The sequence below is a fragment of the Bacillus sp. LL01 genome (assembly GCF_001037965.1).
On record NZ_LFEL01000007.1, the window covers coordinates 102972 to 123524 of the forward strand.

Annotated in this window: 20 protein-coding genes; 4 read left to right on the top strand and 16 right to left on the bottom strand. The window is 42.4% G+C overall.

The features are described from left to right. Nucleotides 1-317: 317 nt before the first annotated feature. From AB685_RS18690 to AB685_RS18700, 3 genes are all read right to left on the bottom strand, one after another. Nucleotides 318-1625: a CBS domain-containing protein gene (locus tag AB685_RS18690; protein ID WP_047972127.1), complete on the bottom strand. Its 1308-nt coding sequence runs from the start codon at nucleotides 1623-1625 to the stop codon at nucleotides 318-320. A gap of 69 nt (nucleotides 1626-1694) precedes the next feature. Continuing rightward, the gene (locus tag AB685_RS18695; protein ID WP_047972128.1) at nucleotides 1695-1940 is read right to left on the bottom strand and encodes a hypothetical protein; all 246 of its coding nucleotides are present in this window, start codon (nucleotides 1938-1940) and stop codon (nucleotides 1695-1697) included. Nucleotides 1941-2039: 99 nt separating this feature from the next. Then, the gene (locus tag AB685_RS18700; protein ID WP_047972129.1) at nucleotides 2040-2723 is read right to left on the bottom strand and encodes a metal-dependent hydrolase; all 684 of its coding nucleotides are present in this window, start codon (nucleotides 2721-2723) and stop codon (nucleotides 2040-2042) included. A 184-nt stretch (nucleotides 2724-2907) separates the two neighbouring features. Here AB685_RS18700 and AB685_RS18705 point away from each other — a divergent pair, with 184 nt between their 5' ends. Next, nucleotides 2908-4011, top strand: coding sequence for a Xaa-Pro peptidase family protein (locus AB685_RS18705; RefSeq protein ID WP_047972130.1), 1104 nt, complete (start codon nucleotides 2908-2910; stop codon nucleotides 4009-4011). Between the two features lie 103 nt (nucleotides 4012-4114). On the opposite strand, the gene ald is transcribed toward AB685_RS18705, so the two are convergent. Both ald and AB685_RS18715 read right to left on the bottom strand, forming a co-directional pair. Further along, nucleotides 4115-5236, bottom strand: a complete 1122-nt coding sequence (gene ald / locus AB685_RS18710; protein WP_047972131.1) for an alanine dehydrogenase — start codon at nucleotides 5234-5236, stop codon at nucleotides 4115-4117. 159 nt (nucleotides 5237-5395) lie between these two features. After that, nucleotides 5396-6160: an SDR family oxidoreductase gene (locus AB685_RS18715; RefSeq protein WP_047972132.1), complete on the bottom strand. Its 765-nt coding sequence runs from the start codon at nucleotides 6158-6160 to the stop codon at nucleotides 5396-5398. A gap of 132 nt (nucleotides 6161-6292) precedes the next feature. On the opposite strand from AB685_RS18715, the gene AB685_RS18720 reads away from it, so the two are divergent. Further along, on the top strand, nucleotides 6293-7600 hold the full coding sequence (locus tag AB685_RS18720; RefSeq protein ID WP_047972133.1) for a cytosine permease: 1308 nt from the start codon (nucleotides 6293-6295) through the stop codon (nucleotides 7598-7600). A 26-nt stretch (nucleotides 7601-7626) separates the two neighbouring features. Here AB685_RS18720 and AB685_RS31400 read toward each other — a convergent pair whose 3' ends face one another. Beyond that, complete coding sequence (locus tag AB685_RS31400; protein ID WP_157860744.1) at nucleotides 7627-7797, bottom strand: hypothetical protein; 171 nt, start codon at nucleotides 7795-7797, stop codon at nucleotides 7627-7629. A gap of 182 nt (nucleotides 7798-7979) precedes the next feature. On the opposite strand from AB685_RS31400, the gene AB685_RS18725 reads away from it, so the two are divergent. Next, nucleotides 7980-8294 carry a hypothetical protein gene (locus tag AB685_RS18725; protein WP_047972190.1) on the top strand — a complete coding sequence of 105 codons (315 nt, stop codon included), beginning with the start codon at nucleotides 7980-7982 and terminating at the stop codon, nucleotides 8292-8294. Between the two features lie 44 nt (nucleotides 8295-8338). Here AB685_RS18725 and AB685_RS18730 read toward each other — a convergent pair whose 3' ends face one another. From AB685_RS18730 to sppA, 8 genes are all read right to left on the bottom strand, one after another. Next, complete coding sequence (locus AB685_RS18730; protein WP_047972134.1) at nucleotides 8339-9199, bottom strand: EcsC family protein; 861 nt, start codon at nucleotides 9197-9199, stop codon at nucleotides 8339-8341. Nucleotides 9200-9310: 111 nt separating this feature from the next. Beyond that, nucleotides 9311-10498: an acetate kinase gene (locus AB685_RS18735; protein ID WP_047972135.1), complete on the bottom strand. Its 1188-nt coding sequence runs from the start codon at nucleotides 10496-10498 to the stop codon at nucleotides 9311-9313. A gap of 442 nt (nucleotides 10499-10940) precedes the next feature. After that, nucleotides 10941-11936, bottom strand: a complete 996-nt coding sequence (locus AB685_RS18740; RefSeq protein WP_047972136.1) for a class I SAM-dependent methyltransferase — start codon at nucleotides 11934-11936, stop codon at nucleotides 10941-10943. Between the two features lie 193 nt (nucleotides 11937-12129). Next, nucleotides 12130-12630, bottom strand: coding sequence for a thiol peroxidase (tpx, locus tag AB685_RS18745; protein ID WP_047972137.1), 501 nt, complete (start codon nucleotides 12628-12630; stop codon nucleotides 12130-12132). 329 nt (nucleotides 12631-12959) lie between these two features. Continuing rightward, the gene (ytfJ, locus tag AB685_RS18750; RefSeq protein ID WP_047972138.1) at nucleotides 12960-13445 is read right to left on the bottom strand and encodes a GerW family sporulation protein; all 486 of its coding nucleotides are present in this window, start codon (nucleotides 13443-13445) and stop codon (nucleotides 12960-12962) included. A 20-nt stretch (nucleotides 13446-13465) separates the two neighbouring features. Next, nucleotides 13466-14167 (bottom strand): DUF2953 domain-containing protein, encoded by a 702-nt coding sequence (locus AB685_RS18755; protein ID WP_047972139.1) that lies wholly within the window; start codon nucleotides 14165-14167, stop codon nucleotides 13466-13468. Nucleotides 14168-14254: 87 nt separating this feature from the next. Continuing rightward, nucleotides 14255-14839: an RDD family protein gene (locus AB685_RS18760; RefSeq protein ID WP_241773342.1), complete on the bottom strand. Its 585-nt coding sequence runs from the start codon at nucleotides 14837-14839 to the stop codon at nucleotides 14255-14257. A 9-nt stretch (nucleotides 14840-14848) separates the two neighbouring features. Beyond that, nucleotides 14849-15859 carry a signal peptide peptidase SppA gene (gene sppA, locus AB685_RS18765; RefSeq protein WP_047972140.1) on the bottom strand — a complete coding sequence of 337 codons (1011 nt, stop codon included), beginning with the start codon at nucleotides 15857-15859 and terminating at the stop codon, nucleotides 14849-14851. Between the two features lie 192 nt (nucleotides 15860-16051). On the opposite strand from sppA, the gene AB685_RS18770 reads away from it, so the two are divergent. Further along, nucleotides 16052-16852: an NAD kinase gene (locus AB685_RS18770; RefSeq protein WP_047972141.1), complete on the top strand. Its 801-nt coding sequence runs from the start codon at nucleotides 16052-16054 to the stop codon at nucleotides 16850-16852. An 86-nt stretch (nucleotides 16853-16938) separates the two neighbouring features. Here the strand turns inward: AB685_RS18770 and AB685_RS18775 are convergent, their stop codons facing one another. Continuing rightward, the gene (locus tag AB685_RS18775; protein WP_047972142.1) at nucleotides 16939-18540 is read right to left on the bottom strand and encodes an amidohydrolase; all 1602 of its coding nucleotides are present in this window, start codon (nucleotides 18538-18540) and stop codon (nucleotides 16939-16941) included. Nucleotides 18541-18683: 143 nt separating this feature from the next. Beyond that, nucleotides 18684-20267 carry an acyl--CoA ligase gene (locus AB685_RS18780; protein ID WP_047972143.1) on the bottom strand — a complete coding sequence of 528 codons (1584 nt, stop codon included), beginning with the start codon at nucleotides 20265-20267 and terminating at the stop codon, nucleotides 18684-18686. Between the last annotated feature and the right edge of the window lie 286 nt (nucleotides 20268-20553).

Sequence of the window (20553 nt, forward strand, 5' to 3'; positions counted from 1 at the left end):
TTTAGCAGACAGGTATTTCATTTATCAATGAATATTGGATTTTATCATGAAATTTGGGAATATATCATGAAATTTGAGAATATATCATGAAATTCGAAGATATATCATGAAATTTCAACTTTTATCAGGAAATCGGGAAGTTTCGACAACATCCACAGGGTCAACCCGGCTCCCCCACCAAAAGCCCTTCCACACTTCAAGCCCTAGAACTTGACCTTAGCTCTCCCCCACAGCCACCAAATCCCAAACAACACCAAGCAACACCAAAAAGCGCACCCACCTCCAAAGGTAAGAGCGCTTCCCAAAACCCCAACTACTTACTGTATCAACTGCACCATCATCATCGCCTTGCCGACGACATTGCCGTCATGGTAAACTTCCACGTCCACTTTCCCGAACTTGCGGCCTACCTCCAGCACCTTTGGCCTGATCTCAATAGTACTGTCGATCTGAACCGGCTTGATGAAATAGATTGTGATGTTCTCCACGACCATATCACTCTTTTTCAAATTACGAATAACACGCTTTGCAGCCTCTGTAACAATGGTCGTAAACACACCGTACGATATCGTCCCGACCGAATTGGTCATCTGGGGGGTCACTTCACTCTGGTATGCCTCTGCCCCTTTTGATTCCGTTACATCCACAAACTGGTTGGTCACAATGTCATCCAGCGTTTCGCCGACCTGTGGCTGCCTTTGGATCATCTGCAACGCCTTCAGAACGTCCTGACGGCTGATGATTCCAAGTAATCGATGACTCTGATCCACAACCGGCAGCATCTCAATTCCTTCCCAGACCATAATATGGGCTGCGGAGGCGACAGATGTTTTGCCGTTAACGGTGATGGGGTTTTTCGTCATCACTTTTTCGATAAGCGTCCCAGAATCCTTCCCAAGCACATCCTTGGAGGTGACTACACCCTGCACCTTAAGATTCTTGTCTATGATTGGAAAGCGGCTATGCTTGATTTCTTCATTCACTTTATACCATTCTGCAATCGTGTCCTCTGTGGTCAAATAGGTCGTCGCTTCGATCGGTGTCAAAATATCTTCTACCAACACGATTTCCTTTTTGATCAGCTGGTCATATATTGCGCGGTTTATTAACGTTGCAACTGTGAAAGTATCGTAGCTGCTGGAAATGATCGGCAGCTTCATTTCATCAGCGAGCCGCTTTACTTCTTCGTCCGTGTCAAATCCACCGGTAATCAGAACGGCAGCTCCGGCCTCTATTGCCAACTTGTGTGCATTATAGCGGTTCCCGACAATCAACAGGTTGCCCGCTTCCGTATAGCGCATCATCGCCTCAAGCTTCATCGCACCGATGACAAACTTGTTCAACGTTTTATGAAGTCCTTCCTTGCCGCCGAGAACTTGTCCATCTACAATATTAACAACCTCTGCGAATGTAAGCTTTTCAATATTCTCTTTTTTCTTCCGCTCAATACGAATAGTACCAACGCGTTCGATGGTACTAACATATCCTTTATTTTCGGCGTCCTTAATTGCTCTGTAAGCAGTACCTTCACTGACAGTCAACGCCTTGGCTATTTGTCGTACTGATATTTTTTCCCCAATTGGAAGTTCTTCGATATATTGGAGAATCTGTTCATGCTTAGTCACACTCTTCACCCGTCCACAAAATTATTTATATCCTCATTATACGGGTGTCACGCCTTGTATTCAACGTGTTTACTGATATTGGCGCAATCGGACCTTTTTTACCTCTGCCAATTTCACTTTATTCACCATTCGTTTCCTCTTCGGAAGATACATAATGGCTGCCATGTTTCCCCCTACCGCCATTAAAGCGAGCACAAGCCACGCAATGCCAAACCATCCCGCAAGTCCATCTTCGGTCATCGGCAAACGGGGAACGGCGACATATAAAAGGGCTACTATACATAGTAACGATAATAATAGTCTGTTCTTCAACACATGACACTCCTTCCATACTGGATAGCTTGTATCATGTATATTCAGAACAACAAAAAAAAGAAGCACAACCGCTTCTTTTCTTTGAATCTTGAAAATGACCTATAGTTCGATAGCTTCGCCTGCCTCCAACACTTTACCGACACCTTCTGGCAGCTTGGAAACAAACTTGCGCGGATCCTGTTCAATGACGGGGAAGGTATTGAAATGGATTGGCACCACCGTGCATGCGCCTAACCATTTCGCAGCAAGTACTGCATCATCCGGCCCCATCGTGAAGTTATCCCCGATCGGCAAGAATGCTACATCAATATCATTTAATTCCCCAATCATTTTCATATCGGAAAACAGTGCTGTGTCCCCAGCATGGAAAATGGTTTTTCCGTCAATGGTCAGTAGGATACCACTCGGCATGCCTGTATAAGTAATCGTTTTTGTTTCATAATCTGTATAGCTCGAGCCATGGAAGGCCTGCGTCAACTTCACCTTGCCAAAATCAAATTCATGGGCTCCTCCGATATGCATCTCGTGTACCTTCACACCCTGCCAGCCCAAATATTCGGCAAGCTCGAAAGGTGCAATTACTAGTGCATCATTTTTGAGAGCCAGATCTACGGTATCCCCTACGTGATCGTTGTGGCCGTGCGTTAATAGAATGACATCCACTTTTAGGTCGTCCGCTTTCAAATCAGTCAGACCGTTACCCGTTATAAACGGGTCAAAAAGAATTGTTTTCCCATTAGCCTCTACTTTCACTACAGAATGTCCATGATACGAAACCTTCATTCCAACCTCTCCTTTACATACAAAAATTCTTCAACTCTCGTTAATCTTCTCTCTTTTTAAGAAAATCCCTTCTAATAAATTGACGAAAAGAGCTAATAAAATTTACAGAAGTATGATTCCCTGATACTCTAAATGTAAACGTATCTTCGTATCTAGAAGTAAGTTCAATAAAGGAGTGGTTTAATTGAAAGAGAATCGTCTGCAACAATTGGTAGATTGGTTAAAAGAAGAGGATTTATCAGCTTGTTTCTTGACCTCTACCCCAAACGTTTTTTACATAAGCGGATTTTACACGGATCCACACGAAAGACTCTTAGGGCTTCTGGCTTTTCCAAACAATGAACCTGCGATTGTCTGCCCGAATATGGAAGTGGAGCAAGTAAAGAAAACTGGATGGGCCTATAGCATTGTCGGATACAATGATACAGATGACCCTTGGCAAAAGGTTCAGGAGTATGTGAAACAGCAAGGTATTAACATCGAAAAGCTTGCCGTGGAGCAGGAGCATATGACCGTAGCACGTTTACATAAGTTAGAAACGATTTTCCCGGGTGTAGGGCTTGCCGCCGCGGAAGATAAAATGTATCAACTCCGTCTTGTGAAAGATGAGGAAGAAGTCTCCATTCTGAAAGAAGCGGCCAAACTTGCGGATTTTGGAGTGGAAGTCGGTGTGCACCATCTAAAAAAAGGCGTTAGCGAACAAGAGCTTGTCGCTACAATCGAGTATGAGCTAAAGAAAAAAGGCATTAGCCAGATGTCCTTTTCCACCATGGCGCTAACAGGATTGAAGACGGCAGCGCCTCATGGGAAACCAGGCTTGGACCAAGTTAAAGATGGGGACCTTGTGTTATTCGACCTTGGCGTTGTCTTAAATGGGTACTGCTCGGATATCACAAGAACAGTTGCCTTCGGAAATGTGAACGAGCAGCAGCAAGAAATCTATGAAACAGTACTTAAAGCTCAGCTTGCTGCAGTCGATATCTGTAAGCCGGGAGTGGAAATCGGTCAGCTTGATAGAACAGCCCGCTCTATCATTACGGAAAGTGGCTTTGGTGAATTTTTCACGCACCGTATCGGCCATGGCCTTGGAATTGAAGTACATGAATATCCATCCATGAATGAAACAAATACGATGAAGCTTCAAAAAGGAATGGCATTTACAATCGAGCCGGGTATCTACAAGCCGGGAGTCGGTGGCGTAAGGATTGAGGATGATATTTTGGTGACGGAAAGCGGAATCGAATTGTTGACAAGCTATCCAAAAGATTTGCAGATCATTAAAGCATAATACTATACCAGGTACCCTAGTGAAGGGTATCTGGTTTTTTTCTTCCCAACAAAAAACCACACACAGGACCGAGCCCCATGTATGGCTTTTCATTGAACCTATATCAGCTCTTCACCAACAAATTGCTAGCACTCTCATACGCTAATTCATGAGACTCCGCAACTGCTGCATACGTTACATAACCTTCTAATGTATTGATACCTTTTAGTAAAGCTTCATTATCCAAGCAAGCCTGTTTGTATCCTTTGTTTGCAATCTGTACCGCATAAGGAACCGTGACGTTCGTCAAGGCGATCGTAGATGTACGTGGAACCGCCCCTGGCATGTTGGCTACTGCATAGTGAACCACTTCATGCTTCACATAAGTAGGGTCGTCATGTGTTGTAATACGATCTGTTGTTTCGAAAATTCCACCTTGGTCGATTGCGATATCCACAACAACAGAACCTGCACCCATTGATTGAATCATTTCCTCTGATACAAGCTTCGGTGCTTTTGCACCTGGAATAAGAACGGCACCGATCACAAGGTCGGATTCCTTCACCGCGATTTCAAGGTTAAGCGGGTTACTCATTAGAGTCTGGATGTCTTTTCCGAAGATGTCATCCAATTGGCGCAGACGGTCTGGATTCAGGTCAAGGATAGTAACATCCGCTCCAAGTCCAATTGCCATCTTAGCAGCGTTCGTACCTGCAACACCTCCACCGATGATGGACACTTTACCACGGCGAACACCAGGAACACCACCTAGTAGAATTCCTTTTCCACCTTTAATTTTCTCAAGGAATTGAGCACCGATTTGTGTAGCCATACGGCCAGCAACTTCACTCATAGGTGTTAATAATGGCAGGGAACCATTTGGAAGCTGAACTGTTTCATATGCAATCCCTACTACTTTGTTATCGATCAGAGCTTTCGTCAATTCAGGCTCTGGAGCAAGGTGAAGGTATGTGAAAAGGATCAGTCCTTCTCGGAAATAAATATACTCTGCAGGAAGAGGTTCTTTTACTTTCATGACCATATCCATGGACCATGCTTCTTCCGCTGTTTCCACCATTTTGGCACCTGCTTGTACATATTGCTCATCTGTAAAGCCAGATCCGATACCTGCTTCTTTTTCTATGTATACTTCATGTCCGAAACCTACCAGGTTCACAACCCCTGCAGGTGTCATAGCAACACGGTTTTCGTTGTTTTTTATCTCTCTAGGTACACCAATTTTCATGGATCAAATACCTCCTTCATCATAATCACAAAGCGTTAAGACGTAACTAATATAACATTAAACTAGAAAATGTAAAATAGTTTTTTAAAGGTTTTTGTAAGCGCTTTAAAACAGACGGAATTATCAATATAATCTAACATTACAGGCACTTCGCTACCTTTAACGAAAACGGTTGATTACTTCCACTCCGCCTGTTACCTCCAACACGGCCCCGGTAATCATATCTGATTGCTCTTCACAAAGAAATCCGATGGCTCTGGCAATATCCTCTCCTGTACCGGATCGGCCCACTGGGGTGTTCTTGGCATCCCCCAACCCTTTGGCCTGATCGATCGTCGCTTCCTTCATCTCGCCGACAATATCTCCCGGACAGACCATATTAGCAGTAATACCGTTTTCTGCTTCTTCAAAAGCGATAGATTTGGTAAGTGAAACAAGCCCTACCTTTGCAGCAGCGAAGGCTGAACGGTAAATCCAGCCCGGGGAGGATTCTGCTCCTTGAAAACCATAAGTAATAATTCTACCGAACTTCTGTTTTCGCATCACAGGAATTGTTTTTCGGAAAAGATGAAAAACGGCACTCAAATTTCCTTCTATCATTTCGTACCATTCGTCATCGGTATAATCTGCTAATTTTTTCCGTTCAAAAATATAAGGACCTGCATTGTTAATGAGATAATCAATTCTTCCAAATTTCTCTAAGACCTCATCGATAAGTCGGGACAAGTCCTCTTTTTGTGTCACGTCACCTTGAAAAAAGTGCAATCTATTCTCATCAACATCAATCCACTCTTTTTTCAAACGTTCAATTGTTTCTGTATCACTTCTAAAATTTATGGAAACGGAACACCCTTTATCCAACAGCAGTTCCGTCACTTTTTTCCCAAGTCCTTTGGAACCAGCTGTAATTACGGCATGTCTCAAACTGGATTCCCCCTTAATCAAATTACGTACTTCTCTATTTTCTTGTAATTTCACTAAATTTACAACATTTAACCCGTTAAGATACGATAAAATGATTGTTAGGTACACGAAAGAAAGGAGCCGACACTCGTCATGGCAAAAGCGCAGCCTGTTGTAATACCAGCTCAAAGCCGAATGGAACGGTTCGGATTAGAAGCAGTTCCACAAGAATTAAGAAAAACCAAATGGTATGAATATACAATTATCCAAATGGCTTTTTCCGTGAATGCCGGGAATTTTCTTGTGCCTGCTCTTGCAGTGATCCAAGGGGGACTCAGTTTTTTTGCCGCATTCTTTTCCACGATTGTGGGTGCAACGCTTGCATTTATTTTCGTCTCTTATTTATCTTTACCAGGGGCAGAGCGGGGAATCCCTTCTCAATACGCAATCCGGTCCATCATCGGTGTAAAAGGGGCGAGGTTCATTTCCTCTCCAATTCGAACAATCACCTCCCTCTATTGGTTTTCCGTCCAGACGATAGGTGGAACGTTGGTTATTCAATTCATCTTGGAGCGAACCTTTCAAATAAGCTTACCTTTTTCCAGCATTGCACTGCTCTTAGCTTTCATCATGAGTGGACTTGCACTTGTCGGGTTTGATGCTGTAAAAAAAGCGACCAAATACTTCATGCCCCTGCTAATAGTCGGCCAACTTTTCATGCTTTATCTATTATTCAATCAGGGAGTTACCGTGAGCGGAATTTCTGGAGGCACTGAAGGTGGTTGGAATCTACCTATGATGGGCTTTTTTGCAAGCCTTGCCTTTGTTCAATACGTTTCCGGTGTATCTTCATCGGCAGACGTGACACGGTATGCCGTTACATCCAGACAGGGCTTTTGGGGATTGTTTACCGGAAATGTCGCCGGCTTTATTATGACTGCGTTTTTCGGAGCCTACACTGCCGCTTTGACCGGGAGCCTTAATCCCTTTATCGCAACAAGCGAAATGACAGACTCTGGCCTATTGACGTCAATTATCCTTGGAGCGGCAATTTTATCGATGGTCTCTATTAACTTAAGTAATGCCTATACAGGAGGGTTCAGTCTATTGAACTCCATTCCAAGGCTTGGGAGAGTGAAAAGCTCCATCCTTTTCGGGGCAGTGGGGATTCTCTTTTCCCTTTCTCCTGCACTGGTGGAGGAGGCAAAGCAATATATCTCTCTAATTGGTGCCTTTGTCATCCCTTTATCTGCTGTTATCATCACTGATTTTCTTGTTATTAAAAAGAAGAACATAGAGCCGGATGAAGGACTCCCCTCCTATAACAACCCTGCATTCATCTGTATAGGTATTGGTATCTTGATTTATTTCTTATTACCCGAATTTCTTTCTCCCGGCTTCTTGGCATTTATCATCACAGCAAGCATTTACTTGTTATTAAAAGGAAAAACACAAAAATAGGTGCCAGAAATTTGGCACCGTTTTTGTTATTCGTGGGAAGTATGTTCACTTTCCTCTTCTACCGGTTGATACGCGTTTGAACTATACTGCTCACCGACCACTCCACTTGAATAGGCATCTGTGATTTGGTTATGCACTTCGTTCACTGCATTGTCATCATAGGAGAAGATTTCTTTCGGTTCCTTTTTCTTCATCATTTTTTCCACCCTTCAACTTCAGTATCTATCATAGTTTGCATCGAGTAGCACACAATTAATGGTGGAAAAAATTCCTTTTATTCTTTTTTTTCTCCTAGAATAAAAAAATGACGTATTCGTAGAATGTTGATTGGAGTTATTATACAATGGGGAAAACGGGGAAAAAAAGGAAGGAAGTCGCCATGTTTTCTTTTGAAAAGGATCAAAGACTTGGGATTCCTTTGCCAGAACTTGAGCTGGAATGGAATCAGTATAATAAAGAAATGCAGCAGGAAATATTATTGCAATGGGAAAAGATCCGGGGCAGAATTCCTGATCGCATCAAAGAGCTGGAAGAACAGATTAATTGGAAACAAGCTCAACTGAATGACGAAGCCAATTTTGAACGATCCTGCCAATTAAACTCCGAAATTGCTGAATATGCAAGCATTATCAATGATTTATGGCTATGGTACCGAATGAACCAACATGTATCTCAATCAAAAATACATTCTTAAATGAAAAGCGGGGCTCCGTTGTGGAACTCCGCTTTTCCTATCATTTAAAACAGTTCACATTCGGCTTCGTCCAACTCTCCATTTTCCACGAAATGTCTCATCATATAATAGTAATGGGAGAACTCGGAAACCTCTTTGGTCCAGTAATAGTTTGTCCCTGAGGCTGTTATCATCCCGAGCAATGGGACATTGTTCACTTTTTTGCGTCCAATAATGGCAACAAACAACAGTTTCACAAGGTGCATCAGTGGTTGTTGTAGCCATACAGTAGGATGATCTTTATCTGTCAACACATCAAAATAATGATCCGTATCCTGTCCAATCTGTTCCTTCAAAGCTTCCCAGCGTTGCCGTTGATACTTCCTCGGAATGGTAGCGCCATAAAATAACTGCAAGGATTTCACCATTTCTACCGGTGTACTTGCGCGATAGCCATAGGACATCGCCACAAGCTGGGTCGTGCGGATATTCAAGGCTGCAAAAGCCGGAATATCGATAGCAAGGGTGGATAGCTTTGCCGTACCAGTCATCCCTCCTTGCACCACCGCATACAGCTTTTGCTTGGCTATCTGCTGTTCTGCGATAAATGCTTTCTGTGATAATGACAATTCTCTTATATCTTCAATTTTTTCTACATTTTCACTATAGCTTTGGGCCATATTGACAATCCGTCTTTCTGCTTGCTGCTGGAAGGAGGATTGTTGAATGATGCCATGTAAATGAAACAACCACGTGTCAATCTGTGTGAAAAATAAATTCTTTGTTTCGTCCGGCAAAAGGTCGAACGCCTTGTCCACCCAAAGATCCAATGTATCAGAAAATTGGGATGGTTCATATGTATAAAGCTTCTCTTCCCACTGTGAAAGTTTAAGTTTATATTGCTCTGCATGCTTCCTATTGGACACAGTTCTTCCCCTCACTTTTCCAACTGCTAGTTTACTCCATTATACCATAGCAATTCGGGACAAAAAAACAGTCCCCGTCATCTTCATTTGAAAGAAGACGGGGACTGTGAATTATAATGCGATTTTCATTACGTCTCTTGCAATCATTACTTCTTCGTTAGTTGGAATGATGATGACTTTAACTGGTGAATGAGGATAGTTGATGAATGCTTCTTTTCCTCGGACCTTATTTAAAGTCGGATCCCAGTAAACGCCCATAAATTCAAGTCCTTGAAGAACTCTTGCACGGATAACATCACTGTTCTCACCAATACCTGCAGTAAAGATGATTGCATCTACTCCGTACATTCTGGCAGCATAGGAACCGATGTATTTATGGATACGACTTGCGAATACTTCTAATGCAAGCTCCGCACGCTCATTTCCTTCTTTTGCAGCAGATTCGATATCGCGAAGGTCACTGGAGAATCCGGAAACCCCGAGGATACCACTGCGTTTATTCAATACATCCAATACTTCGTCCGCATTTTTCCCTGTTTTCTCCATGATGAATGGAATCAAAGCAGGGTCGATATTACCTGAACGAGTACCCATTGCTACACCCGCAAGTGGTGTGAAGCCCATGGATGTATCAATGGATTTTCCACCTTCAATGGCCGCGATACTTGCACCGTTCCCTAAGTGGCAGGAAATTAGACGAAGTTGCTCAACCGGTCTTCCAAGCAATTCTGCAGCACGCTCGGATACATACTTATGGGATGTACCATGGAAACCGTATTTACGGATGCCATAATCTTCATAGTACTCGTACGGCAAGCTGTAAAGAAACGATTTTTCCGGCATGGATTGGTGGAATGCAGTATCAAAAACAGCTACAGCAGGTACATTCGGAAGGATTTCCTTGAATGATTTAATGCCTACAATGTTTGCTGGGTTATGAAGTGGAGCAAGTTCTGAAAGCTTTTCTAATTGACCTAATACTTCGTCTGTAATCAGAACTGAATCATTGAACTTTTCCCCTCCGTGTACTACACGGTGTCCGATACCTGTAATTTCATCGAAGCTTTGGATGATGTCAAGATCGATCAGTTTGCTTAGTAGGATTTTAACTGCTACCCCATGTTCTGGAATGTCAGTGATCTCTGTTACTTTTTCACCGTTTACGGAGATGGTGAAAACGGCATCGTTCAGTCCGATACGTTCCACCAATCCTTTTGTAATAACATTTTCACTCGGCATTTCGAACAGTTGAAACTTTAGTGAAGAGCTTCCTGCGTTAATTGCAATAACTTTTGACATGACGATATGTACAACTCCTTTTATATGGTCACACTTGGATACTTGATTTAAATGATTTTACACTCTACCTATCTTGTGCAAGTTCCGATATTATATATACCTTTTTCATTTAAACACCGTCATACTGCATTTGCAAGAGCCTTCATCTAATGGTAACGCTTACCTTTTATATTCGTTATTTTCTGAAGAATAGCATAGTTATTTCAGACTATTGAATTAGCATTTAACGGTTGATCTTCGTTGCAGGAGCTTCGCTTTCCGCGGGCGGTCCGGAAGCCTCCTCGGGCTATGCCCTGTGGGGTCTTCCATGTCCCTTCCTCCCGCAGGACAAGTAAGGCTTCGGCAGCGATTCATCGCACGAAGGAAATGCGCTAGCATTTTCGAGGAGTCTTCGCTCCTTCCACTACGATCAACTGGGTTATCGCAAACTAGAATAGTCTAGTTATTTTTTACTTTTTTGCTCTGAAAACCAGTGGTTGATTTGGCCCATTATTTTTTCCATCGCCTGCATGTTGGAGAAGCTCGGAAGATTCACAAGCAGTGCTTCTTTAGGAGGAGCGACTCCTATTCCTTTCTTCTGCAGGACAAGGATGCTTTTGGCATGGTTTTTGTTTTGGAACATTGTTTCAGGAAGCTGCAGCATACCTTGGATATAGGCTTCCTCTTTTATTAGCGAGTTCACTTGTTTTGATTCTTCTTCTTCAAACATAGAATTTGGTACAAGGAATAGAAGGTGACCTCCAGGCTTTGTATAGCGCAAGCTTTGCTCGATGAACAAATAATGCGCATAGGAATGCCCCTCTGCAGCTTTAAGCTTGAAGTTTGCTGCATTTGCGTCATCAGGGTAGAATCCTACCGGCAGGTCACTTACCACCACATCCACCGGCTCTATAAACAGATTACTCAGTCCATCCTGATTAAATAAGCTGATTGCCTGTTCTTGCAGGTTGGCGTTGTTATAAGCTAGTTTTACTAAAAGGTCATCTACATCCACCCCGAATGCTTCCAATTTTTTGTTCGGTTGGTGGTTAAGTACTGCAGTTAGAAGGTTTCCCGTCCCGATAGCAGGGTCCAGGAGAGTAATTTGTTGAAGGTGTGATGTGTATTTTCCGACAAGGTATCCCATGAACATGGCAATGGCATCTGGTGTCATCTGGTGATTGGCTTGAACCGCATCTTTCATTCCTTTAAGGATTGCGAGCTGAAATCCTTTTCTGATTTCTTCTTTTTGAAGGGATGTGATCTTCAGCTTACTGTATTCTTTCTCGAGTCTTCGTTTTGTCACTTCAGACACTTCTTCTTGAATGACAGAACCATGAAAAAGGTTTTCTGCTGTTTCTGCAAGTGCCTCTAAATATGTACAGTCTAGTTCTTCCTGCAGCATTTGTGCTGTTGTATCAAATAATGTGAATGTATTTTCCAATTTTGTAATGGACATTATGCCACTCCTTTTCTTATTGGCTACTTTGGTCTGGGAGTCTATAGAACTCCTGTTGATTTCAACAAAATACTTTCCCCTGTTTCTTTCGCCAAATTTCAGTATTCCTATTTTACATGGAGAGCGGGCAAAAATAAAGCAGACTGCTATTATCACAGTCTGCTCGTCTTGATGCATATTAAAGAGTTAAGTATTATTCTGCAGCTTTTACCGCTTCAATTGCCGCCTCGTAGTTAGGGTGGTCTGTGCCTTCTCCTACATACTCAACGTATGTCACTTTGTCATTTGAGTCCACTACAAACGTAGAGCGGGCTAGTAGACGTAGCTCTTGCATCAATAAGCCGTAAGCTTCTCCGAACGAAGCATCGCGGTGGTCGGATACTATCTCAACATTGTCAAGTCCACTAGCAGCACACCAGCGCTTTTGAGCAAAAGGCAAGTCCATGCTGACAGTAATTATTTTTACGTTATCAAGCTTGGAAGCCTCTTCGTTAAATTTACGAGTTTGTGCATCACATACTCCTGTATCGATAGAAGGAACTACACTAATTAATTTCTTGGATCCTTTATAGTTCTCCAAAGTTACTGGCGATAAATCATTTGCAAGAACGGAGAAGTTTGGAGCTTTGTCCCCAACTTTCACTTCACTGCCAATTAGAGTCATTTGGTTCCCTTTAAATGTAACGTTTGCCATGATAATTTCCCTCCTCATATTGTATGTACACTTGTAATAATAGCTATGTTCTGGAAGTTTTGCAATTAATCAAACTTTATTGGTGTGGCGAAGGAATCAGTGAATATTTTCGGAGGTAGAAGTTTGTCGAAATGTGTAGATTTCTTGATATATTTTAATTTTTCTTGATATCTGTCTTAGTTTTCTCGATATAATGCAAAATTTCTTGATATCTGCCTTAGTTTTCTTGATATATTGCAAAATTTCTTGATATCCACCTTTGTTTTCTTGATATATCATATCCCATTGCGATCAAATAAAAAAAGCCAACTGCAGCGCAGCCAGCTTTATTAGAAATCCAAATCCTGCTTTTGGTCACTATAGGAATGATCCGTGTGACTCCCTTTATTGCGTTTATTGTTATTCAACATATGCTGCACCTTTTCTACCGCCTGTGGAGCAAGATCCAACAGTCTTTCATAAATATGTGTGCTCTCATCAAGGTGTAGCATTTTTACTCCATGGGAACTTACAATTAAGAACGCGATTGGTGTAATGGAGACACCGCCACCACTACCTCCCCCAAATGGAAGCTTTTGGCCTTGGTTCTGTTGATTGCCCCCGCCACCTCCATCATGTCTCTCAGAACCTGATGAACTGCCGCCTTGGAACTCACTTCCGCCTGCGGCAAATCCAAACCCGACTTTGGAAACAGTAAGGATGACACTTCCGTCCGGTGTTTCTACCGGATCTCCGATGATCGTATTTACATCAATCATATCTTTCAAATTTTCCATCGCAGTCGTCATCAAACTCTTAATAGGATGTTCAGACATAAAGATCCTCCTTCATAACATTACATAGATTTCTGCCCCTGTTCTTTGGACACCACGGATAAAGGACGGGTTTTGAATTTCGGTCTTCCGCCTTTCCAATATTTAACGATTCTTATTCCTGCCAACATAGCATGCCCGATTCGGAAACGAATCATACACTTTATCATCGTTTGTGAAACAGCTTGTTGGAAAAAAGGTGTGATGGAGAGAACCGGATGAGTCTGGAAGTTAGTATAGTTGCTGATAAAGCCAGCTATCCCTCCCTTGATGGACCAGCCCGCTCCCACTATCATACCCGTATGTGCAGCATCTCCTACCCCGATGTTGCTATGCCATTCCAGCTGTTTTACTTCCACTCTTGCCAGCATCCTTCGAACTATTTTATGCATTCCAACAACATGACGCACAAGTTCATATGTATCCTGGAAGCTTTGCCATATCTCTTTTGGCGAAAAATCTTTTTCTTTTTGTTTTCCTTGGGACGGATCTCCGCCTCCAACCTTGGTTTTCTCCTCGACATGAATGGAAGCAGTGTCCATGTCCACACTAATCAGTGGCACATCGATGGTGTACCGCAATAACCCAAACCACGCACTGAGCTTCACTGTCATCTGGTCATTATCCTGTTGATGATGGTAATAAAAATGGATGGTAATCCTAGTGAGAAGAACCACGATTAGGAGGATTATAATAAGGCCAACTATAATACTGGTCCAAATCACACTTTCACACCCTTTCTTTCACCCTTCCATTATCTCCGTGCAGAAAAAAAATAAACCTGCTGACCTTTAAGGCCAACAGGTTTATTACTAATTTTCATGAACAACAGTGGTTTCTGCGATAAAATCGTGTACACCTTGCTTTTTGCTCGTAAATGCAACTACAAGAAATACAATATACGTTAGCGGGAAATAGAACAAAGCAATATAACGCCCTACCCCTTCTCTGAACAGAATTGTCTTCCATGACAGCCGATTATGTTTCAAATCCACCACTTTCAAGCCAAACACCATTTTACCAAGTGTTTGCTTAAAATACTTTGTCATTAAAATAAAGTAACCATACAATATTATCGTTGTGGCAATAGTTGCCGGTGAGAGTATGAAGCTTTGGCTTGTGGAAATCCCCAGCATCCTAAATAGCGGAAATACAATAATGGCTCCAATGCTCCAAATAATCAGCAAGTCCAATAGGAATGCCCATAACCTCATCCAGAACCCTGCATATCGATAAGTGGGGGTAGTCAATTTTCCAGAGGATAGAAGGATTTGCTCCCTTTCTGTCCCAAGTGATCCTCCGTTTTCATCCACCATTGACTGTTCCCTTGTAAGATAAGAATTCTCGTGTTCAACTGCTTCATGATCATTTTCTCTTTTTGACTCATCTCTCATCATTTTCCCCTCCTACTCTGCATACAAGTACATCAGTCTTGGAGAATTAGGTTGATTGATCAGCCTTGCCAACATCTGCATTTCCGACTCCGGCTTCAACAGAGATTGGACATTCATGCTGAACAGGGAGCCCCAACCCAGGTTTTCGGTATATTGAACCACTTTTACATTACCCATGTCATGATCTTCCTTCATGCCATCAATAACATCTTCAAAGTAGCCAAGCTCATCCACAATATTGATTTCTTTTGCCTGTTGCCCATCATAGATTCTTCCATCCGCTATATTGCGCACTTCCGCTTCGCTCATACCTCTTCCTTCCGCAATAACCTCCACAAACTGGTCATACATATTATCTACCATAGATTGAAGGATTTGGCGTTCTTCTTCCGACATATCCTTCGTAGGGGACATGATATCCTTATAAGGACCACTCTTGATGGTTTCAAATTTTACTCCATACTTTTCAGCAAGCTCTTTATAGTTGATTCCCTGCATAATAACTCCGATGGAACCTGTAATCGTTTCAGGTGATGCATAAATTTTGTCGGCTGGAGCAGCTATATAATACCCTCCTGAAGCTGCCATCGTCCCCATCGAGATATAGATCGGCTTTTCCGTCTCTTCCTTGATTTCCACCAATCTTTTATGTATCTCTGCACTCTCTGAAACCCCGCCACCTGGTGTATTCACACGGACGATTATCCCCTGGACAGAGTTATCTTCCTTCGCTTGGTCCAGCATTCTCAAAAACTGACGATGGTTGTAGCCAGGTGATTGAAATATGGAAGTAACATCACTGCCAGTATCCTGAATAACACCGTTCACTTCCAAAACCAGTATCTTCCGGTTCGGACTTCCATCTTGAATCACTTCTTCAATAAATTCCTCTTCTTCCCCCAACAAACTTGAGAATGAATTGGATGTAGAGCTCTCAGTAGGCCTAGTCGCTATGCTTGTGATGATTGATACAAAAAATAACAATGCCGCTATTCCAAGTGCGGCCCAACGCTTTCCGTTCATATTTAAACCTCCTAGTTGTTCGTACAGTACCTATACGTTAAATCGTTTCAAAAAGTTTCATCAAAATGGTAAACTTATCACAATATAGAATTGTACTAGAATTTTTTCCAAAAGGGTAATTATTTTTGGATATTTTTTGTTAAAATGACATTTTTTATTACTACAGAGTTGATTATTGAAGGAGGAAAAGTCATGACAGAACGACGTAAAATGTTTTTCTTTTATAAAAGGGAAGAAGAGCTAGTGGCAAAGGTAGAAAAGCTCGAGCAGTTGGCTGAACAAAATAACTTCGAGATATTAAATGATTATCATGAGGCCAACATCATTGTAGCAGTCGGAGGAGATGGAACTTTTCTTCAGGCGGTGCAAAAGACCGGCTTTAAAGAGGATTGTCTGTATGCCGGCATTAATACCGGTGATACTTCCAGCTTCTATTGCGACTTTCATATTGATGATACGGAAAAAATGGTTGAGGCTATGACATTTGAACAAATTGAGGTAAGAAAATATCCCACTATCGAAGTATCCATTGATGGCGTGTCCAAGTTCCAATGCTTGAATGAATGTTCGATTCGCTCTGCCATCATCAAAACGTTTGCAATAGATGTGTACATAGATGACTTGCATTTCGAAACGTTCCGTGGTGATGGAATGATCATGTCTACTCCAACCGGTAGCACGGCCTATAATAAATCTGTGCAAGGTGCCGTCGTTGACCCAATGCTCCCTTGTTTCCAGGTGAGTGAGTTGGCATCTATCAACAATAACGACTACCGTACACTTGGATCGCCATTCATCTTGGCTGGTGCAAGAAAGCTGACATTGAAAGTGATCCAGGATGGAAACGACTATCCTACAATCGGAATTGATAATGAGGCTCTAAGCATAAAGCATGTGGAGCGTTTGGATATTCAGTTGACAGATAGAAAAATCAAGACGGTGAAGTTGAAGGATAACTCGTTCTGGGAAAAGGTTAAGAGGACGTTTTTGTAGGTAGGTGCTTAGGAAGTTAGATTCTAGAAATAAAATTTATGGTAATCGAAGGGCACTTATAATACAGTGTCCCCCGATTACCTTTTTTACTTTTCGATTTGCTCTTTGTACATCACCGTTCCATCAATGATTGTCATGGTGACATTGGTTTTCAAGATATCATCTGAGGTTGCATGAAACAGATCTGTGTCAAGGACAGTGAAGTCGGCGAAATAGCCTTTTTCGATGATGCCCTGTTTATGTTCCTCTGATATTGCTTGAGCGCTTCCTTTTGTGAATAGTCCGATTGCCTCGTACATGGATAGACACTGTTCCGGCTGGTAGACCGTCTTCTCCAGATCACCAGGTGTTTGTCTTGTGACAGCAGCGTGGATGCCAAGTAGCGGGTTCACCGGCTCGATAGGAGCGTCAGATCCTCCAGCACAAATCAACCCCTCATCCAATAGCGTTTTCCAGGCATAGGAGTAGTTTAACCTCTCCTCTCCCAGTCGTTCGATAATCCACGGAAAGTCTGTAGCCACAAAACGAGGCTGGATATCCAGTATTAAAGGAAGCCGTTTTGCTCTTTCTATCAAGTCATTTGTTAATATTTGGGCGTGAATCAATCTATCTCGTTCTCCTATTGGCGCAGGATGCTTTTCTATTGCATCCAACATATATTCGAATGCAAGATCTCCAATTGTGTGTACGGCAACTGTCATACCATATTCCCTTGCTTTTTTAACAAGGTCCTCGAGTTGGGCTGGGGTATGGATAGCCACACCGGAAGTTTCCGGGGCGTCATTATACGGACGGCTCAAAAGTGCAGTTCTGCCACCTAGTGCACCATCAGCAAAAATCTTCATGGAGCCAAGGGTAATAAACCCCGTTGAATCCTTATATCTATGACCTTCTTCATGCATATCTTCCACCACTTCATGATGGACTAGTAAATGGGCGCGGTACTTGAAGCCATCGCGCTCAATTAGGTTCCTAAAAGCTCCATATGTTCTTGTAAAACTGCCATAATAGCTTAAATCCTCACTGTGGCTTCCAACGAGTCCCATGCGTACACAATCCTCGATAGAGGTCTTCAAAGCTGTATATAGATAACTTTCACTCGCTTTTGGTATCGTTTTTTTCACTAATTCCTGAGCCTGATCAAGCAGAAAGCCGGTTGGCTCCCCGTTCAGATCCTTTACAATTACTCCTCCTGGAGGGTTCTCTGTATCTTTTGTGATGCCTGCATATTCCAATGCCTTTGTGTTTACTAAAACAGCATGTCTGCAAACTCTGGATAAAATCATAGGATGAGAAGCGGTGATTTCATCGAGTTCTGCTCGATGAAATATTTTACGGTCGACAAAGTTATTCTCGTTCCAGCCCTCACCGAAAATCCATTCACCTTCTGGGGTTTCTTGGACCTTTTTAAGCAATTCCTTTTTAACATCTTGCGAAGAGGTGTAGTTTGATAAATCCAGGCGCAGTAATTTTTCTCCATGACCTATCAGATGCATGTGACTGTCTGTAAAACCAGGGTACATGACAGCGCCGTTTATATCTTGTTTAATAGCATCCGGGTATGTAGCAAATAGTTCTTCTTTTGCACCGATATCCTGAATGATGCCATCTTTTGTGTAGATGGCTTCAACTTTTTCCAATTCCGCTCTCATTGTATAGATTGTTCCACCATACCAAATTTCTCCCATGCTGATCTGTCTCCTTCTTTATATAAATTACTAATAGATTAACAAATGAATCAGTTGGGCACAAAAAAATCGCATCAGAAAAAGGCAGATTGGTGGGGGTCAAGAAATTCATTCCACTTCCCCACCAGCCTGCCTTTGTTGATTTATTTAGATTGTGCCAATTCCTGTTGCCTTAATTCAATCCTTCTGATTTTTCCAGAAGTAGTCTTCGGAAGATCTGCCACGTACTCGATTTTACGTGGATATTTATATGGTGCAGTCAGTTCTTTGACATGCGCTTGTAGCAACTTTGTCAGTTTGGACTCCTCTTGGTCCACACCTTCTTGCAGAACGACAAATGCCTTGACGATATTCCCTCTTATCTCATCCGGGCTTGCCACAACTGCACATTCTCTTACAAGTGGATGCTTTACCAATGCATCTTCCACTTCAAACGGACCAATTGTGTAACCGGAGCTGATGATGATATCATCGCTTCTGCCTTCAAACCAGAAATATCCGTCCTCATCTTTTTTGGCCTTATCGCCTGTAATGTAATAGTCGCCTCTGAATTGTCTTGAGGTACGTTCAGGATCTTTGTAGTAATGCTTGAACAGTGCTGGGGTCTCTAAATGAACTGCAATATCCCCGACTTCCCCGATGGCACATTCCTCCGCGTCCTCATTAATGACAGTCACCCGGTTGCCAGGTGTCGGTTTTCCCATGGAGCCGGATTTGATTTCCATCCCTTTTAACACACCTAGTAAAAGCGTATTTTCAGTTTGTCCATACCCGTCCCGTACATCTACCTGGAAATGCTTACGGAATGTCTCAATCACCTCACGGTTCAATGGTTCCCCAGCTGAAACCGCACTGTGAAGATGTGGCAACTGATAGGCATTCAAATTATCCACCTTCGCCATCAGACGGTATTCGGTCGGAGTACAGCATAGGACATTCACTTCGTATTTCTCCAAAAGCTTCAGATACGTGTTCGGATCGAATTTCCCATGATAGACAAAGCCGGTTGCTCCGGAACCAAGCGTTGATAAGAAAGGACTCCAAATCCATTTTTGCCAGCCAGGGCTTGCTGTTGCCCAGACCACATCATTGTCTTCGATTCCAAGCCAGTTCTTTGAGGTGGTACGAAGGTGTGCGTAAGCCCAGCCATGCGTGTGGACCACCCCTTTCGGATTACCTGTTGTCCCGGATGTATAGGATAGGAATGCCATGTCATCTTTGGATGTTGAAGCAAATTCCAATTCATCCGATTGTTTTTCCATGGCTTCATGAAGATTTAACCAGCCTTTTTCTGCTAGTCCTCCAACACTGAATCTAACGAGATTACCTACTTCCTCGAGTTTATCAGCCTGTTCTACAAACGGCTGATAAGTGATAATCCCCTTAACATCCCCGTGCTCTATTCGATAAGCAAGGTCTTTTTCCCTTAGCATTTCAGAGCATGGAATCACAACAATTCCTGCTTTTAATGCTCCCAGGTACACCTGATAGGAATCAATGAGCCTTGGCATCATGACAAGGATGACATCCCCTTTTTGCAACCCTTCTGATAGTAAAGCGTTTCCTATTTTATTTGCAGCTTTCATTAGCTTTTGATATGTTACTTGTTCTTTCTCCCCTTGCTCGCTCTCCCAAATCAATGCAAGCTTTTCACTATCATTCGTGTACTTTTCAACTTCTTCAACCAGATTGTACTTTTGCGGTGCTAAAAGTTCTTCTCTATTCATATGAAGTCATCCCCTTTGTATAGTACTACCTCCATATTACAGAATTTTTTAAATAAATTGAATTAATTTGCGGAATTTTTATTTATTTTAATGAATCAAGCTGGGGGTGGAAGTTAATTATGTTATTCCCAAATGCAAAAGCACCTTCCTAAAAAGAAGGTGCCTACGGTCTAATTATTGCTCATTTGATTTTACTGCATGCTTCGGTTCGTTACGGCGTTTTCTGCCTTGCTTCTTCTGTTGCTTTTCCACTTGATTTTGCTCCTTCATCCAAAAAGCACCTCCA